The sequence below is a fragment of the Arthrobacter glacialis genome, assembly GCF_002909445.1.
GTDB classification, from domain to species: Bacteria; Actinomycetota; Actinomycetes; order Actinomycetales; family Micrococcaceae; genus Specibacter; species Specibacter glacialis.
Genome location: NZ_PPXC01000009.1, coordinates 43217 through 58778, shown reverse-complemented (window position 1 = coordinate 58778; position 15562 = coordinate 43217). Strand labels below are relative to the sequence as shown.

12 protein-coding genes are annotated in these 15562 nt (G+C 63.0%); 7 read left to right on the top strand and 5 right to left on the bottom strand.

Translation table 11 applies throughout. The features are described 5' to 3' along the window. Positions 1-88 precede the first annotated feature (88 nt). Positions 89-1609, top strand: coding sequence for a sulfatase family protein (locus CVS27_RS12520; RefSeq protein ID WP_103466081.1), 1521 nt, complete (start codon positions 89-91; stop codon positions 1607-1609). Positions 1610-1735: 126 nt separating this feature from the next. Then, positions 1736-4102 carry a polysaccharide lyase 8 family protein gene (locus CVS27_RS12515; RefSeq protein WP_103466080.1) on the top strand — a complete coding sequence of 789 codons (2367 nt, stop codon included), beginning with the start codon at positions 1736-1738 and terminating at the stop codon, positions 4100-4102. Positions 4103-4198: 96 nt separating this feature from the next. On the opposite strand, the gene CVS27_RS12510 is transcribed toward CVS27_RS12515, so the two are convergent. Further along, positions 4199-5203, bottom strand: a complete 1005-nt coding sequence (locus CVS27_RS12510) for a Gfo/Idh/MocA family protein (RefSeq protein ID WP_103466079.1) — start codon at positions 5201-5203, stop codon at positions 4199-4201. A gap of 9 nt (positions 5204-5212) precedes the next feature. After that, entirely contained in the window at positions 5213-6352 is a 1140-nt protein-coding gene (locus CVS27_RS12505) for a LacI family DNA-binding transcriptional regulator (RefSeq protein ID WP_103466078.1), read from the bottom strand. A gap of 261 nt (positions 6353-6613) precedes the next feature. Between CVS27_RS12505 and CVS27_RS12500 the strand changes: the two genes are divergently transcribed. Genes CVS27_RS12500 through CVS27_RS12485 form a run of 4 tightly spaced genes read left to right on the top strand, consistent with a single transcriptional unit; the run spans position 6614 to position 11265 of the window. Further along, a complete protein-coding gene (locus CVS27_RS12500) occupies positions 6614-7921 on the top strand; it encodes an ABC transporter substrate-binding protein (protein ID WP_103466077.1) in 1308 nt (435 codons plus the stop codon). Continuing rightward, positions 7922-8887 (top strand): carbohydrate ABC transporter permease, encoded by a 966-nt coding sequence (locus CVS27_RS12495; RefSeq protein WP_243400168.1) that lies wholly within the window; start codon positions 7922-7924, stop codon positions 8885-8887. It begins immediately after the preceding gene. 9 nt (positions 8888-8896) lie between these two features. Further along, a complete protein-coding gene (locus CVS27_RS12490) occupies positions 8897-9829 on the top strand; it encodes a carbohydrate ABC transporter permease (RefSeq protein ID WP_103466076.1) in 933 nt (310 codons plus the stop codon). Continuing rightward, positions 9829-11265: a sulfatase family protein gene (locus CVS27_RS12485; protein WP_103466075.1), complete on the top strand. Its 1437-nt coding sequence runs from the start codon at positions 9829-9831 to the stop codon at positions 11263-11265. Before CVS27_RS12490 ends, CVS27_RS12485 begins: the two co-directional genes overlap by 1 nt. 127 nt (positions 11266-11392) lie before the next feature. Here the strand turns inward: CVS27_RS12485 and CVS27_RS12480 are convergent, their stop codons facing one another. The 3 genes from CVS27_RS12480 to CVS27_RS12470 all read right to left on the bottom strand — a co-directional run bounded on the left by CVS27_RS12480 (position 11393) and on the right by CVS27_RS12470 (position 14585). Continuing rightward, entirely contained in the window at positions 11393-12670 is a 1278-nt protein-coding gene (locus tag CVS27_RS12480; protein WP_103466074.1) for an SdrD B-like domain-containing protein, read from the bottom strand. A gap of 321 nt (positions 12671-12991) precedes the next feature. Continuing rightward, complete coding sequence (locus CVS27_RS12475) at positions 12992-14167, bottom strand: MFS transporter (protein ID WP_103466073.1); 1176 nt, start codon at positions 14165-14167, stop codon at positions 12992-12994. 106 nt (positions 14168-14273) lie between these two features. Beyond that, positions 14274-14585, bottom strand: a complete 312-nt coding sequence (locus tag CVS27_RS12470) for an ArsR/SmtB family transcription factor (RefSeq protein WP_103466072.1) — start codon at positions 14583-14585, stop codon at positions 14274-14276. Between the two features lie 266 nt (positions 14586-14851). On the opposite strand from CVS27_RS12470, the gene CVS27_RS12465 reads away from it, so the two are divergent. Continuing rightward, on the top strand, positions 14852-15562 hold the full coding sequence (locus CVS27_RS12465; protein WP_103466192.1) for a response regulator transcription factor: 711 nt from the start codon (positions 14852-14854) through the stop codon (positions 15560-15562).

Below are 15562 nucleotides of genomic sequence, written 5' to 3'. Positions count from 1 at the left end.
ATCAATGTTTAATGCTCTGTCATTACCCCTTTATTCCTCCCCTGGAACTCTGCTAACAATGGTGTGTCCCGTCTTGCAAGGAGCACCCATGCCCGGCCCTGCCACCACTGCTGCCCTGCCCGGGCAGCCCCAACCAACCGGCCAACACCCGACGCTGCCCAACATCGTCTTCATCCTCAGCGACGACCAGGGCCCCTGGGCGCTGGGCTGCGCCGGCAACTCCGAGATCCAGACGCCACACCTGGATGCCCTCGCCGCACAGGGCACCCGGCTGGAGAACTTCTTTTGCGTCTCCCCTGTCTGCTCCCCGGCCCGGGCCAGCCTGATGACAGGGCAGATCCCTTCCCGGCACGGCGTGCACGACTACCTGACCGGCGTCGAGGTTGGTGCGCAGGCCCCGGACTACCTGGCCGGGCAGCTAATCTTCACCGACGTCCTCGCGGAGAACGGCTACCGCCTGGGCCTGTCCGGAAAATGGCATTTGGGCGCCAACGACGCCCCACGCAAGGGATTTGTGCACTGGTATGGGCTCGAAGGTGGTGGCAGCCCGTACACGGGCGCAACCATGTACCGCAACGGCGAACGCGAGGAAACCAGCAGTTATCTGACGGATGCCATCACCGAGGATGCCCATAAATTCCTGAATCAGGAAGCCTCCCGCCAGCAATCCCAAGAAGCCAAAGAGCCGTTCTTCCTCGCCGTCAACTACACGGCCCCGCACAAGCCGTGGAAGGGTCAGCACCCCGCGGAATTTGAGGATCTCTACGCGGATTGTGCCTTTGAAAGCTGTCCCCAGGAGGAACCGCATCCCTGGCAGCCCACGGTGGACGGGGTAGCCATTGGCGGGGAGCCGGATGTGCGGGCCGCCCTGGTGGGATACTTCGCGGCCGTCAGCGCCATGGATGCGGCCATCGGGCGGCTCATGGCGCACCTGGACAGCCTCGGCATTCGTGAGAGCACGCTGGTCATTTTCAGCAGCGACAACGGTTTCAATTGCGGCCACCACGGTGTGTGGGGCAAGGGCAACGGCACGTTCCCGCAAAACATGTACGACTCCTCCGTGAAAGTGCCCGCCATCTTCCACTGGCCGGGCCGGATCGCCGGTGGCAAGGTCCGGGCGGAGCTTTTGTCCGCGTACGACGTCGCCGCCACCATCTTGGAGATCGCCGGGCTGGATCCGGCCCCCTTTGAGACGGGGCCGGGTGCCTCCTTCGCACCGCTGCTGCTCACGGACGGGCGGCCGGAGGCGGAGCGGCGGGCTGGCGCCGTGGTGGTTTATGACGAATACGGCCCGGTGCGGATGATCCGTACCCAGGATTTCAAGTACGTGCACCGGCACCCGCACGGGCCGCACGAGCTTTATGACCTGGCCGCGGATCCCGGGGAGCGCGTGAACCTGATGCTCGACGCCGTCGCGCATCCCATGCGGCCAGCCCTGCGTTCGCGAATGGCTGGCTGGTTTGCCAACCATGGGGTGCCGGACTTTGACGGGGCCGCACTTCCGGTTGCCGGGGCGGGTCAGCACAGCCCGCTCCACAGCCCAGTGGGGACCCCCGATCCCCTCGGGGCCTTCACCGGACCCAATTGGGACGGCACACCACGCCCGTGACTGTCCTTGAGAACAATCCTTCCAAGTAGTCCTTTATTCCTCTCTTCACGGTGGCCTTGACTGCAAGGTACTGCTTGCGTTGCTGGCATCAGGGCCGGCAACCTTTGACGAATAGGAATTCCTCCAATGACGTATGGACTGACTCGACGGCACCTCCTCAAGGGCGCAGGCGCCCTGACCTTCGCGGGGCTGCTCGCGGGCGGATTCGGCCCCCTGGCCCAGGCCGCACAGGCCGCCACTGTGCCCGAATTTGAGGCGCTGCGTGAACGGTGGGTGGACCAGATCACGGGCCGGAAGCTCATCACAGCAGGAGACCCTGACTTCACGGCAGCCGTGGCCCGGCTGGACGCGGACGTCAGCAAGTCGGTGGCCCTGCTCCTGCCTGCGGGGACCCGGACACAGATTTTCAGTGACGCCCCGTTCACCGCCGACGCCCAGATTGTCACCACCTACAAGCGGCTGGCCCTGATGGCCACGGCCTGGGCCACTCCCGGTTCAGTTCATGAGGGCAACGCAGCCCTGCTGGGCCACATGCTGGCTGCACTGCAGGACGGCAACCGGCTCATCTACAACGCCACCCAGAAGGAATTCGGCAACTGGTGGTCCTGGGAAATCGGGACACCGCGGGCACTGGGAGACATCCTCGCCATCCTGGGCAGCCACGTGCCGGCGGAGCTGCTGGGACGGTACACGGCCGCCGTCGACCATTTCATCCCGGACCCCACCCTGCAATTCTCGGACGAGCGCGGAAAGATTCTCTCCGAAGGCGCCAACCGGGTGGACATTTGTCAGGGCATCATCGTCCGCTCCATTGTGGGCAACGACCCGGCGCGACTGGCCGCAGCCGTCGCGGCGCTCAGCCCGGTGTGGCAGTACGTCACCAGCGGGAACGGTTTTTTCACCGACGGTTCCTTTGTGCAGCATTCCACCATCGCCTACACCGGCACTTACGGCCTGGTGCTGCTGGGCGGGCTTGCCAAACTATTTTCCCTGCTGGGCGGATCGGCGCACGCAGTCTCGGACCCCAGCCGCGACATCCTGTTCAAGTCCGTTGAGGACTCCTTCGCCCCGTTCCTGCACAACGGGCAAATGCTCGATTCGGTCCGCGGCCGGGCCATCTCGCGCACCCAGGAGCGCAGCTACGACAACGGCGACGGCGCCATCGAGTCCATCCTGTGGCTGGCGCGGGCCGTGGACCCTGCCACGGCCACGCGCTGGCAGGGCCTGTGCCAGGGCTGGATCGAGCGCAACAGCTTCGAAAGCCCCCTCAAGGGGGCCTCAATCCCGCGCACCGCACTGCTGAAGGACCTGGCCGCCGCCGGTGTCGCCCCCATCGCCGAAACGCCCGGGCACAGCTTCTTCGCCGGCATGGACCGCTCGGTGTTCCGCGGTGACGGCTGGGCCGCCGCTCTGGGGCTGTGTAGCAACCGGATCGCCTGGTACGAGTGCGGCAACGGGGAAAACAACCTGGGCGGCCAGACCGGCTCGGGCATGACGTACGTGTACACGGGCAAGGCCGACCACTTTGATGACGACTTCTGGCCCACCGCAAACCTCAGCCGGCTTCCCGGCATCACGGTGGACACCACACCCCTGCCTGCCAAGGTGGAAGGTGAATGGGGTGCCAAGACACCCAAAAACGAGTGGACCGGTGGCGCGTCCCTGGGCACGGCCGGGGCCGTCGGCATGCACCTGCTGGCCCCGGGTGGCACCGGCATGGCTGCCCGCAAGGCCTGGTTTTACGCCCGGGACATGGTGGTGGCCCTTGGTGCGGACATCAAGACCGCCAGCGGGGCCCTGGTGGAGAGCATTGTGGAACACCGCAACCTGGGTGCCGTGGGCGGGCAGGCCATAACGGTCGACGGCGTTGCCCACTCCGCACCCACCGGCACCCATGCAGTCCACGGCAACCCGGGCTGGGCCCATGTTGAGGGAACCGGCGGCTACCTGATGCTCGGCGAGGAATCGCTGACAGTTCTGCGTGAGCAACGCGTCGGGTCCTGGCAGAAAGTCAACACGGGAGGCCCGGCAGCCACCACCAGCCGCCAGTACGCCACCTTGCTCATTGACCACGGCACAGCACCGCGCCAGGCAAGCTACGCCTACGCAATCCTGCCGGGAGCGTCCGCGCGGGAAACCGAGAAGGCCTCCCGGAAGGCGCCGCGCGTCCTGCGCAACGACGCCGTGGGTCAGGGCGTCGAGTTCAGCGCCAAGGAAACGGCTGCCATCTTCTGGCAGGCAGGCACGGTGGGCATCATGTCCGCTGACGGCCCGGCATGCGTGCTGTTCAACGGCAATCCAGGACACGGCGTGCTGGCTGTTTCGGACCCCACCCAAAGTGCGGGCACGCTCACGGTAACAGTGGCTGGCACGGCGTACCGACGCACCACCGCCGGCGCCACCTTGGCGCTGGATGCAAACGGCAACACTGTTGTCACCGTCAATACGGCCGGGCTCATGGGCGCCACCGTGGAGCTTGAACTGCACCGCTAAAAACGAAAAATCATGCGCAGGACTCACCACGAGTCCTGCGCATGATTTTTTATGCGCGGAACCCGCCGTGAGTTCCGCGCATACGTTCAGGGGAAATCAGCCGAGGGGGCTGCTGGCCACGTGCACCTCGTCCAGCCGCACGGGCGTACCGTCTTCGGCCGAGCGGTACGCCGCCAACACCAGCTCCACCACATGTGTGGCGTGGTCCCCGCTAACACTGGGCGCAGCGCCCCCAACGGCGGCCGAAAAATCGGCCAACTGCGCAGTGAAGGCGTCCTGGATGTCGTGGGAAGCAGTGGCGTGCAGCTGCGAGCGCGTTCCATCGATCTCCAGAAAGGTGCCCTTGCGCGGGTCAACCGTGACGGTGCCCAGCTCGCAAACAACCAGCATCTCATCGATGTGATCGGGGGTGTCCGAGACAATGGAAATGCGAACCTGGACACCGTTGGCAAGCGTGAGCTCCATGGCACCATCGGTTTCCACGGGCGCCCCAAAACGCCTCAGGGTGGTGGCGCCGAGCTGCACGGCCGGGGCACCACCCACCCACAGGCACCTGTCCAGGCAGTGCGCACCAATGTTGATGAACGCCCCTCCCCCGGAAATTTCCTTGTCAAAGAACCAGTCGGGGCGGGTGCCTGGACGGTAGTCGGTGCTGCGGTAGTCGTGAATCATCAACACCCGGCCCAGTTGGCCCGTGGCCAGTGCCGCCTGCAGTGCCAGCTTCTCAGCCATGAAGTGCTGGATCATCCCCACCACCATGACCACGCCCGCATCGGCGCACGCCTGTTCCATGAGGCGGCAGTCGGCCAGGGTGGTGGCCATGGGTTTCTCCACCAGGACGTGCACCCCTTGGGCGGCCGCGGCCAGCACCATGTCCCGGTGCAGGCTGTGCGGGGTGTTGATCACCACGGCGTCCACCACCCCCGCAGCCAGCATTGCCTGATAATCGGTGAACACGGCCGCGCCCCAGGGTGCCGCCACGGCTGCTGCCACGTCCTCACGCAGGTCGCAGACTGCGCTCAATTCAATCCCGTCAAGAACGTCAGCACCGTGCGCATGCAAACCGGCAACGGCGCCTGCCCCAATAATTCCCAGTCTCATTTCCTTGACTCATTCCTGTTCGTGTTGCACGGACAGCCTTTTGGCCCCGCAAGATTCCCTCACAACAAGCCGCGGGCGCAAACGCACCTGGTGGATGGGGCAATCATCGCCCTCCACCAGGCGGCGCAATAGAATTTCCGCGGCCATCCTTCCCATGCGGTGCTTTGCCGGGGCCACAGCCGTCAGGGGCACCTCCGCCAAGTCCGCCAATTCGTCGTCGTAAGACACCAACGCCAAATCCTCCGGCACCCTGACACCGCCCCGACGTGCGGCAGCCTCCAATAAGGTGGCCTCCCTGTCACCAAACACCAGCGCGGCGGTGGCCCCGGCAGCCAGCAGCTGCGCCAACAAGCCTTCGGCCGCACCGTCCTCCCATTCCTCCTTCAGGGCCGCCAGGATCAGCGGCGCGAAGCCCACATCGGCTGCGGCACGCTCATAGCCGGCAACAATGGCCGGCTCCGTGGGTGTCTGGGCCCGCGTCAGCAACGCAACGCTAGGGTGCCCCAAACCGACAAGGTGGGTGACGGCGTCGTACGCGCCACCCTGATGATCCGAGCACACATGCTCGGTCCTGTCCCCCGAGCCCAGGTCCATCAAGCTACGCTCCAGCAGCACCACGGGCACGTTCAAGGACGTCAGCTCCCTGACCCGCTGCTGGGGATCGGCAATGCCGCCCAGGGTGGGGACAAGGATCAGCCCGTCCACGCCAGATTCCACCAGGAACTCAATGCTGGAATCCTCCCGTTCCGGCTGGTAGTTGTAGGTGGCCAGCTGCAGGCCCACATCCTGGGCGGACAGCGTCTCCTCAATGCCCTGCAGGACGCGCGGGTAGTACAGCTGGGTGTCCGGCAACAGGACTCCCACGGTAAACCGGGAACGACGCCGGACTGGCTGGCGGTCGGCCACAAAGCTTCCCGCGCCCTGGCGCCGCACCACCACTTCCGCTTGCACCAGCTCGTCAAAGGCCCTGCGCACAGTGGTCAGGGACAGTCCTGTCTCGGCGGCAAGCTGTGCCTCGGTGGGCAGCTTGGCGCCCACGGCCCAGGTGCCGGCCAGGATTCCACGGCGCAGCTCATCGGCAAGCGCCTGGAACTTCAGGTCCCTGGAATCGGTGTCGCGGATGTGCCCGGATACAGATTTTCGTGTCACGGTGCCCTTTCTCGTAGCTCACCTCAGGATGAGCCTGCCAGAAACAAAAGAGATGAATAAAGGTGCAATTCAATCTCAATTGGCACAATCCTCTTTTTGAGTTCTTTCGTCAACCGGCAGCCCGCCCAACATTTGCCCACGGTTGAGAAAACTCCTTGAAAAGAACTTTCAAAGTACTCATTGATTCCTCTCTTTCACTGCTGTTTGAGTCATGTCACTGAGTCGTGATCCACGGCACAACTACTTCACGAGGTGTCTTCCATGAGTACTAAATCCCGAATCGCGCGGACCCTGGCTGTTCTGGCCGGTGCGTCATTGGCCATGACGGCTTGCGGCGGCGGAACAGAGAACCCCCAGGCCGCACAGGAGGGCAGTACATTGACGTACTGGTCCATGTGGAAAGAGGGCGAACCGCAGCAAAAAGTCATTGCCGGTGCCATTGCCGATTTTGAGAAGGAAACCGGGGCCACGGTCAAGGTGCAGTGGCAGGGCCGCTCCAACGTGCAAAAACTTGTCCCGGCGCTGAACACGAACAATGTCCCGGACATTGTGGATGGCCCCTACGCCAAGCTGGCCCCGGTCATTGGGGACACGGGGCAGGCCCTGCCGCTTACCGATGCCTACGCCGCCGAGGTTGACGGCAAAAAGGTGTCGGAGCTGATCCCGGCCAAATACGTCGAAGTCAGCAACATCAAGGATGCCGACGGCAAGCCTTGGATGCTGCCCTACAGCCTGAGTTCCGACGGCATCTGGTACGACGCCGCCAAGCACCCCGGGCTTGAAACTGCACCGCCTGCGTCCTGGGATGACTTCATCAAGGCCCTGGAGACGTTCAAGGCAGAGGGCAAGGTGCCGTTGGCGGCCGACGGCGACATTGCCGGCTACAACTCCATGTGGTTCACCACGGCCCTGGTCCGCACCGACGGCACGGGCGCCTTCGCCAAGGTCGCCGCGGACAAGTCCGGCGCAGCCTGGGATGCGCCCTCGGTCCTGGCCGCGGCGAAAAAAGTTGAGCAGATCGCCCAGGGCGACTACCTGGTCAAGGGCTACAACGCCAGCAAGTGGCCGGCCCAGCAGCAGGTGTGGGCCAATGGCGGCGCTGAATTGTTGCTGAACGGTTCCTGGATCCCCACCGAAACCAGCACCTACGCCGCTGAGGGTTTCAAGTTCTCTTCCTTCCCGTTCCCACCCGTTTCAGGCCAGCCGAAGACCGTGCGCGCCGACTTTGTTGGCTGGGCCATCCCGAAGAAGGCGGAGAGCCCCAAGCTGGCGCAAAAACTGGCGACCTTCATGCTGGGCAAGAAGTACCAGGACGCCTACGGCACCGACGCCAAGGTCCTGCCCATCCGCACCGACGCGGCCACGGCCCCGGAGATCGCCTCCGTCAAGAAGGCCCTGGACAGTGCGGACGGCGTTTACCTGCAGAACGACGGCGTCACGGCGCCGGGTTATGTGGAGAAGATCCTGTGGCCCATCAATGACGAACTCTTCCTGGGCAAGATTAAGGCTGAGGAATTTGTTGCCAAGATGAAGGCCGCCCAGATCGGGTACTGGAAGGACAACAGCTAGATGTCCACCACCATTGGACGCCGCGCAGCTACCGACTCCCCTGCTCCTGCAAAAAAGCAGAAGCAGGGCCAGGGCGGCAGCATAGACCGGCAACGCCGCAAGCTTCTAATGCCCTTTGTGGGCCCCGCCTTCATCTTTTACACAGTCCTGTTCATTGTTCCGGCCATTGGTGCCGCCTGGATCAGCCTGCATGTGTGGGCCGGATCCGGTCCCATGAAGTTTGTGGGCCTGCAAAACTACGCGCGGGTATTCAAGGACGACCTTTTCCTGAAGTCCTTTGGCAACACCTTGTTGCTGCTGTTTGTGGTGGGCGCCGCGATCTTCATCCTGGCGTTTGCCATGACCCTGGTGCTGCGGGACATGGCTGGGAAAAAGATGGTCCGCAATGTCATCTTCTTCCCGCACCTGATCAACGCCCTGGTCTTTGGCGTATTGGCCGGCTTCATCTTCAACCCCGGCGGCATGGTCAACACCCTACTCAAGCCCTTGGGCATCACGGAGCCACCGGCGTGGCTGGCGCAGGAGAACATTTTCCCGCTCATCATGGCGACCCTGGTGGCCACCACCACCGGTTATTTCACCACCATCTTGATGGCCGGGGTGGACAGGATTCCGCCGTACTTCTACGAGGACTGTGCCCTGGCCGGGGCAACGGCCTTCCAACGCCTGCGCTATGTGATCCTGCCCCTGACTTGGGATGTTTTCGGCACCTGCGCCGTGCTCTGGACCATCTCCTCCATCAAGATCTTTGAAATCATTTGGGTCTTTGGTGGCAGCAGCGGCGCCGGCATTCCGCCCACGCAAAGCTGGACCACGGCCGTGTACACCTACGTCACAGCGTTCTCCGGCCAGTCCACGCCCGCTTACGGTGCCGCCACGGCGTCGGCGATCATCTCGCTTGCCTTGGTCTCGGTACTTGTCGTCCTACTGCGCCGCGCCATGCGCCGTGACGCCGTTGAATTCTAAGGAATCCCCATGAGCACCCTCACCGCACCCACAACAAAAACACCACCCGAGCCGGCCAAACCTGCCAAACCCCGGGCCAGGAACCACCGCGGCGTCAGCCCGGCACTGCGCGCGGAGAACAACGTCATCCGCAGCATTGGCGTGTTCGTGCTGTGGGCCGTGGTGGTCATCAGCATCGCCATGTTGGCGTGGATGGTCCTGCAGGCCTTCCGTGACACCCGGGCCATCCTCAGCGACCCATGGGGCATGCCGGCCACGTTCGACTTCTCTAACTTTGTTCGGGCCTGGACCGTCAGCGACTTCGCCACGGCAACCTTCAACAGCGTGGTTACCACGGGCATCTCGTCATTTTTGACGGTGGCCATCGCCGCGCCGGCCGCATACTACTTGAGCCGGGTGGAAAGCCGCCTGACCGGTGGCTTGAGCCTGTACTTCATCCTGGGCCTGGGCATCCCGGCGCAGGTCATCCTCATCCCCTTGTTCATCATGCTCAACGAGGTGAACTTGACGGACAGCCTGATTGGCCTGAACCTGGTCTACATCGCCATGTCCATGCCGTTCACGGTGTTCTTGCTGACGGCATTCTTCCGCAGCCTTCCGCTGGAAATGGAGGAGGCTGCCGCGCTCGACGGCGCATCCGCCTTGCGCACCTTTGTCCAGATCACGCTCCCGCTGGCCAAGGGCGGCATCCTGACGGCGTTTGTCCTGCAAGTGGTGGCGCACTGGAATGAGACACTGCTGGCCCTGACCTTGATCCAGTCCACCGAAAAGTACACGCTGCCGGTTGCCTTGATCTCCTTTGTGCAGCAGCAGACCTACTCCGGCGCCGACTGGGGCGGGCTCTTTGCGGGTCTGTGCATTGTGGTCCTGCCCATGCTCATCATTTATGTCTGGCTGGGCCGCCGTCTGACCGAGGGGCTGACCCTGGGCATGGGCAAATAATGCCAGCTCCGAACCTGCTGTTCATTGTCGCCGACCAGTTCCGGGCCATGTGCCTGGAGCCGGGCGGCGACCCTGTTTCCACCCCGTTTTTGGATTCCTTGGCGGCCAGCGGAGTCTCTTTGGCGAACGCCGTCAGCAACTACCCCGTGTGCAGCCCGCACCGGGCCATGATGATGAGCGGGCAGTACCCGGACGCCAACGGGGTCACCCACAATGTGAACTCCGAAACCGCCGGGTGGGGTGTGGGATTGCGTCCCGATGCGCCGTCCTGGGCTGCCGCACTGAGGGATGCCGGCTACAAGACCGGATACATCGGCAAATGGCATTTGGAGGCACCCGTCCCCGAGGACGCCATCCACGGTGCCGGCGTCCTCGGGGACGGCCGCTATTGGGATGCGTACTCGCCCCTTGACCGGCGCCATGGCTTTGACTTTTGGTACTCGTACGGCTGCAATGATGCCCATCTGAGCCCGCACTATTGGACGGGCGACGCCGGACGGCACCAACGCGTCAACGTCGCCGGATGGTCGGCCGCCCATGAGACGGACGTTGCGGTGGAATTTCTGGAACGGGCCGCCGGTGCCGCCCGCGCCGGCACGCCCTTCGCCCTGGCTCTCTCGTGGAACCCACCGCACCAGCCCTTTGACCAGCTGCCCCCGGACTTTGAGCGCAGCTACGGCAAGCTTGCTGCCGCGGAACTGCTCACCCGACCCAATGTTGTGCTGAAATCCGATGCGGGGCGCGAGGCGGCGGCCATCGCTCCCTTGTACTATGCCGCTGTCGGCGCCATTGATGCCCAAGTGGGGCGGTTGCTGGAAGCCCTGGACTCCCTGGGCCTTGCCGACAATACGCTGGTCATTTTCACCTCCGACCACGGCCAGCAAATGGGTAGCCACGGACTGCTGTACAAGAACGTGCCCTTTGAGGAGTCCATGCGGATCCCGTTTGTGCTGCGCTGGCCCGGGCGGCTCAACCCTGCCACGGCTGCGGGGCTTTCCAGCGTGGACATCGCACCCACACTGTTGGGGCTCCTGGGCTTTGACGTTCCCGCACCCATGCAGGGCCGGGATGTCTCCGCGGCGCTCCTCGCCGACGCGGCCGGCAACCACCCCGGCGCGACGGCGGACGGCTCACCCGAGCTGGGTACGCCGTCGGCCCTGTACTTTTACTACCCCCGCGACCGGCACGACGTAGATGTGCGGGGCCTGCGAACGGCCACGGCGAAGTTCATTGCCACTTTTCATCCGGCATCCGGCCTGTCCACGGCGCTTTATGACTTGGTGGCCGATCCATACGAGCTCCGCACCATCACCGAGCCGGCACTTGTCAGGGGGCACGCCGCCGCGCTGACCGACGCGTTGGCCGCGGCGGGCCAGTCATGGACCGGCGCCCCGGCGTTGGCGGCCCTGGCGGCGGGCGAGCTGTGCCCCCCATAGCCTCGAAGGTATCCCTCAGGGTTGTGGGCAGGCCTGGCGCCCACTGACAGGGGTGCCGTGGACCCATCTTCGTGTGCCTCACGGCGTTTCTGACCGTTGGTTCGCCCGCCCGGAAGAACTATCGAGGCTAGTGCTTGTGCCGGCGCCGAGTTGTAGCCATTACGGCAAACCCACAGCCGAGCAGCAGCGCGCCACCCACCACCAGAGGCGAATTTGCTCCGGTAAATCCGGTTGAAGCCAGGGCCTTGGCAGAATTCGTCGCTTGCTGCGTTGGGGTGACTGCTGGCGCTACCGTCGGGCTAACTATGGGGTCCACTGTCGGATCCACTGTGGGATCAACCGTGGGGTCCACGGTCGGATCAACTGTCGGATCAATGGTGGGGTCAACCGTCGGGGTGGGGATTGTTGCTTGGTCAAAGTCCACGCCGGTGACGTCGCCTTGGCTGAGATCAACGGTTTGGTTCGCATCGCCCACCAGTTCACAGCCTTCGGCGGCTGTTGCCGAAACTGTATAGGAATCGATGGCCAGGAAGTTGGTGAACGAATAGGTCCCGAGCGAGTCGGTGATGGTGGAAGCGACAACTGTGTTGGCGGCATCCTTGAGGTCCACAGCAACCCCCGGCAAGGTGCAACCGGACACTGATCCGGAAATGTCATGAGCCACTGTTGCAAACCAGGTTTGGTAGGTCGGCAAGCCGGTGGTTCTCGTATAGGTCACGGTCAGGCTGGTGAGTGGTACTCGTGGCATGAACCAACCGGAGGCACCTGAGGTGTCTTGGTTGACTCCGAAACCGCTGCCCAGCAACGTGCCAGTGGCAGCATCCCAGGTCGGCAGATCAAATTGACGCACGCCGTCGACAAGGTCTCCGGTACAAGACCGCGGGGTAGGGGCATCGCAGTAGTTGAAAACGCCCTGGAAGCCAAGGTCAGCGACGGGGACTGGCTGGCCGGCGGCGTCTAGGGCCGAGACTACGGCCTTGTCGGCATCGATATCACCCAGCACAAAACCCCATGCGCTGGCCGGTGTCGGCGCATCAAAGGCATATGTGGTGGTGCCAGGTCCTGTGGGAGTGTCCTGAAGCGGACGCTGGTTGATGTAGCCCTGATCCTGGCTTGATCCAAACACGAGGCCAGGGGCGCTGCCGGCCGGCAGGTATGTTGATGCACCTGTTTGGGTGGTGACCAGCCGAGACGATGCGGCGAAGGTGGTTTGCGGGAATCCGCCACCCAGTTGCACGGAGCCCGTGTAGGCAGGGGCCTGACCCGCAAGCTGCCAGGCACCGTAGCCGCCGCCACCGCCGTCGACCATATCTGCTTGCGAGGCAGTTGTACCTCCGAAGGCCAGGACAGCCACCATAGCGGCAACTCCAACGGCGGGCAGGTATTTTCTCAATGTGATCCCCATAAGTCATCGGTGACGGATTTAGACTCGTGCGGCCTCGCACATTCCGTCAGAACATGCTTAATGTAGCAGAAGCGACCCGGCTCCGGTCTAGATGTCGAAGCCCTCCTGCGTCGCTCGGAAAGAGAAGCAACGGCAGTGCCCGCTGCGCCCAAGAACGGCTGGACTGCCCCCGAATGTGCCTGACCCGACCAGGAAACGGTGAAACTGTCCCGAAAGCTGCCGCTTCGGCAGTCGGCGGATATTCACTGTCGGCGGTTATGGCGGAACACTGAAGGGTGTCGGAGGGGATTGTTGGCCATCTTCTCGATACCTATCATCACCTCATGCCACCAGGACCTTGAGTTCCGCACGGCGCAGCAGGAACACGCGCACAGCGATAGCGGCCAGGGCCAACCCCGCCAAAATGGCGCCCGTCCACGGCAGCTGGCGGATGCCCGCCGTCGAGATGGACCAGCCACCCAGCGCCGCACCCACTGTGATGCCAAGATTGGAAAAGGAGATGAAGAGGCTGTTGCCAAAGTCAGGGGCGTCAGCAGTATCGAGACCAACCCACCGCTGGCTCACAATCAACCCGCCCGAGTGGACCAAGCCCCACACCAGGACCGCCGCAACCATTGGTATCTGGTACGGGCCTGCAGCGAAAACCAGGGCATAGGCGCCAACATAGACCAGCGGGAATGCCACCACCGTGCGGACCACATTGCGCTGGAGTAAGAAACCAAAGATTGAGTTGCCAAAGATCATGACAACGCCAAAGGCCACAAGCAGTGCGCTCACCCACGTCCCGTCCATCTTCGCCACTTGGCCCAGATAGTCGGCAAAGTAGCTGTAGGTGGAGAACATGGCCGCAAAGATGAGGACAATGGAACCCAGATTCAGCCAGAGCAGGGGCTTCCGCAGAATGCCCAGTTGGCCGCTATAAGAGATGCGCCGCTCGGCGGGCATTGACGGTAGCCATTTCCATATCCCCACAAAGGCCCCAAGATTCACCAGGCTGCCGAAGAGAAACGCGGCTTCTAAGGAAAACTGCGAGCCCAGGTACGCCGTCAAGGGAACACCCAGAGCGAATCCCACCGTGACACCGGCAAAGATCCTCGTCGCAGCCTTGCCAGCCTCGTGAGCTGGAACCATTCGTGCGGCGGTTGTGAGGGCTACGGCGAAGAACACCGGATGGACAATGGCAGGGATGACGCGGAAGGCCAGCATCCAGCCGAAATCAGTGGCGAACGCGTACACAAGGTTGGCCACGGCGAAGACGCCAATGGACCCCAGCAGCACCCACTTGCGGTTCATGCCGGAGGTCAACAAAATGGTGAACGGGCCACAAACGGCCACCACCAGGGCGAAAATGCTGACCAACCACCCCGCGTCCGCCGTCGAAACGCCAAACCGTTCACCCACCAGCGGAAGAACACCCACGATCCCTATTTCGGTGGTGATGATGCCAAACACGCCCAGTGCCAACACGGCAATTAATGGCGAACTGCTGCTCTTCATTCGTGCCTCTCCGCTGCTGGAATGCAACAGCCTGTTTTCAATTCGTTAAATCTAATAATGTAGATGCGTTTGGCTAAATTGCCACACTGATCGTTGCCACAGGCGCTTAGAGCTCTTCGCTCATAAAGTCGACAAACTCACGGATGGCCTTTTCGTTGCGACGGTAGTACGTCCACTTGCCAATCCGCTCAGATTCTAGGAGCCCGGCCCTCTGCATGCCCTGCAGGTAACTGGAAACGACAGACTGCGCCAGGCCAGTCTTGGCGCCAATGTCACTGACACACACGCCGGAGGAGAACTCAAGGCCCCTTCGCTGATACTCGCGCTCGTCGAAGTGCTCGCCGGGACTCTTGAGCCACCGGAGAATCTGCCGCCTCGTCGCATTCGCCAGCGTCTTGTAGACCAGTTCCGGCTCCATGGCAGATCCCTTTCGCATTCATCGGCCGCGGCACGTCCGCCCGGCAATATCCTATGAATCTATATTCATAGATTTGTAGACTCATGTCAAAGTACCACCAGTTGGTGACCCCGCACCTGACTTTCACCGCACCGGCGTCGAACCCGGCAGAAACCATGCAACGTGAAGAATCGAGACTAGAGCTGGGAGCTGACTGGGCGTAAGCTGACAGTACTTACCCAAGGAATATCCAGAGTATTCCCAGCCAATAGTCGGAGACTGTAATGGTGAAGAAGACCGGACCAGAAGCTAAGTTGCTCGTTGTTGACGACGAGCCCAATATTCGTGAACTCCTCTCCACCTCCCTGCGTTTCGCCGGGTTTGAGGTGATTGCGGCTGCAAATGGCCGTGAAGCCCTCGCAGCTGCTGAGGAGCACAACCCAGATCTTGCCGTTCTGGACGTGATGCTTCCTGACATGGACGGCTTCACGGTGACCCGCCGCTTGCGGGCCGCCGGACGCCATTTCCCTGTCCTGTTTCTCACGGCCCGGGATGACACCGAGGACAAGGTCACCGGCCTGACGGTTGGCGGGGATGACTACGTCACCAAGCCGTTCAGCCTGGATGAGGTGGTGGCCCGCATTCGGGCCGTACTGCGCCGCACCCAGCCCATGGAGGACGACGACGCCGTGCTGCGCGTTGCCGACCTGGAGCTCGACGACGACGCCCACGAGGTGCGCCGCGCCGGCAAAACCGTGGAACTCTCCCCCACCGAGTTCAAGCTGTTGCGCTACCTGATGTTGAACCCCAACCGGGTGCTGTCCAAGGCCCAAATCCTTGACCACGTTTGGGAATACGACTTTAACGGCGATGCCTCCATTGTGGAGTCCTACATCTCCTACCTGCGCCGCAAGGTGGACACTGACGCCTCGCTGCCTGCCCTGATCCAGACCAAGCGCGGCGTGGGCTACGTGCTGCGAACGGCCGATAAGCGCTAA

Coding starts and splice junctions, on each gene's coding strand:
- CVS27_RS12520 (WP_103466081.1), top strand. CDS start 89: ATGCCCGGCCCTGCCACCACTGCTGCCCTGCCCGGGCAGCCCCAACCA.
- CVS27_RS12515 (WP_103466080.1), top strand. CDS start 1,736: ATGACGTATGGACTGACTCGACGGCACCTCCTCAAGGGCGCAGGCGCC.
- CVS27_RS12510 (WP_103466079.1), bottom strand. CDS start 5,203: ATGAGACTGGGAATTATTGGGGCAGGCGCCGTTGCCGGTTTGCATGCG.
- CVS27_RS12500 (WP_103466077.1), top strand. CDS start 6,614: ATGAGTACTAAATCCCGAATCGCGCGGACCCTGGCTGTTCTGGCCGGT.
- CVS27_RS12495 (WP_243400168.1), top strand. CDS start 7,922: ATGTCCACCACCATTGGACGCCGCGCAGCTACCGACTCCCCTGCTCCT.
- CVS27_RS12490 (WP_103466076.1), top strand. CDS start 8,897: ATGAGCACCCTCACCGCACCCACAACAAAAACACCACCCGAGCCGGCC.
- CVS27_RS12485 (WP_103466075.1), top strand. CDS start 9,829: ATGCCAGCTCCGAACCTGCTGTTCATTGTCGCCGACCAGTTCCGGGCC.
- CVS27_RS12480 (WP_103466074.1), bottom strand. CDS start 12,670: ATGGGGATCACATTGAGAAAATACCTGCCCGCCGTTGGAGTTGCCGCT.
- CVS27_RS12475 (WP_103466073.1), bottom strand. CDS start 14,167: ATGAAGAGCAGCAGTTCGCCATTAATTGCCGTGTTGGCACTGGGCGTG.
- CVS27_RS12470 (WP_103466072.1), bottom strand. CDS start 14,585: ATGGAGCCGGAACTGGTCTACAAGACGCTGGCGAATGCGACGAGGCGG.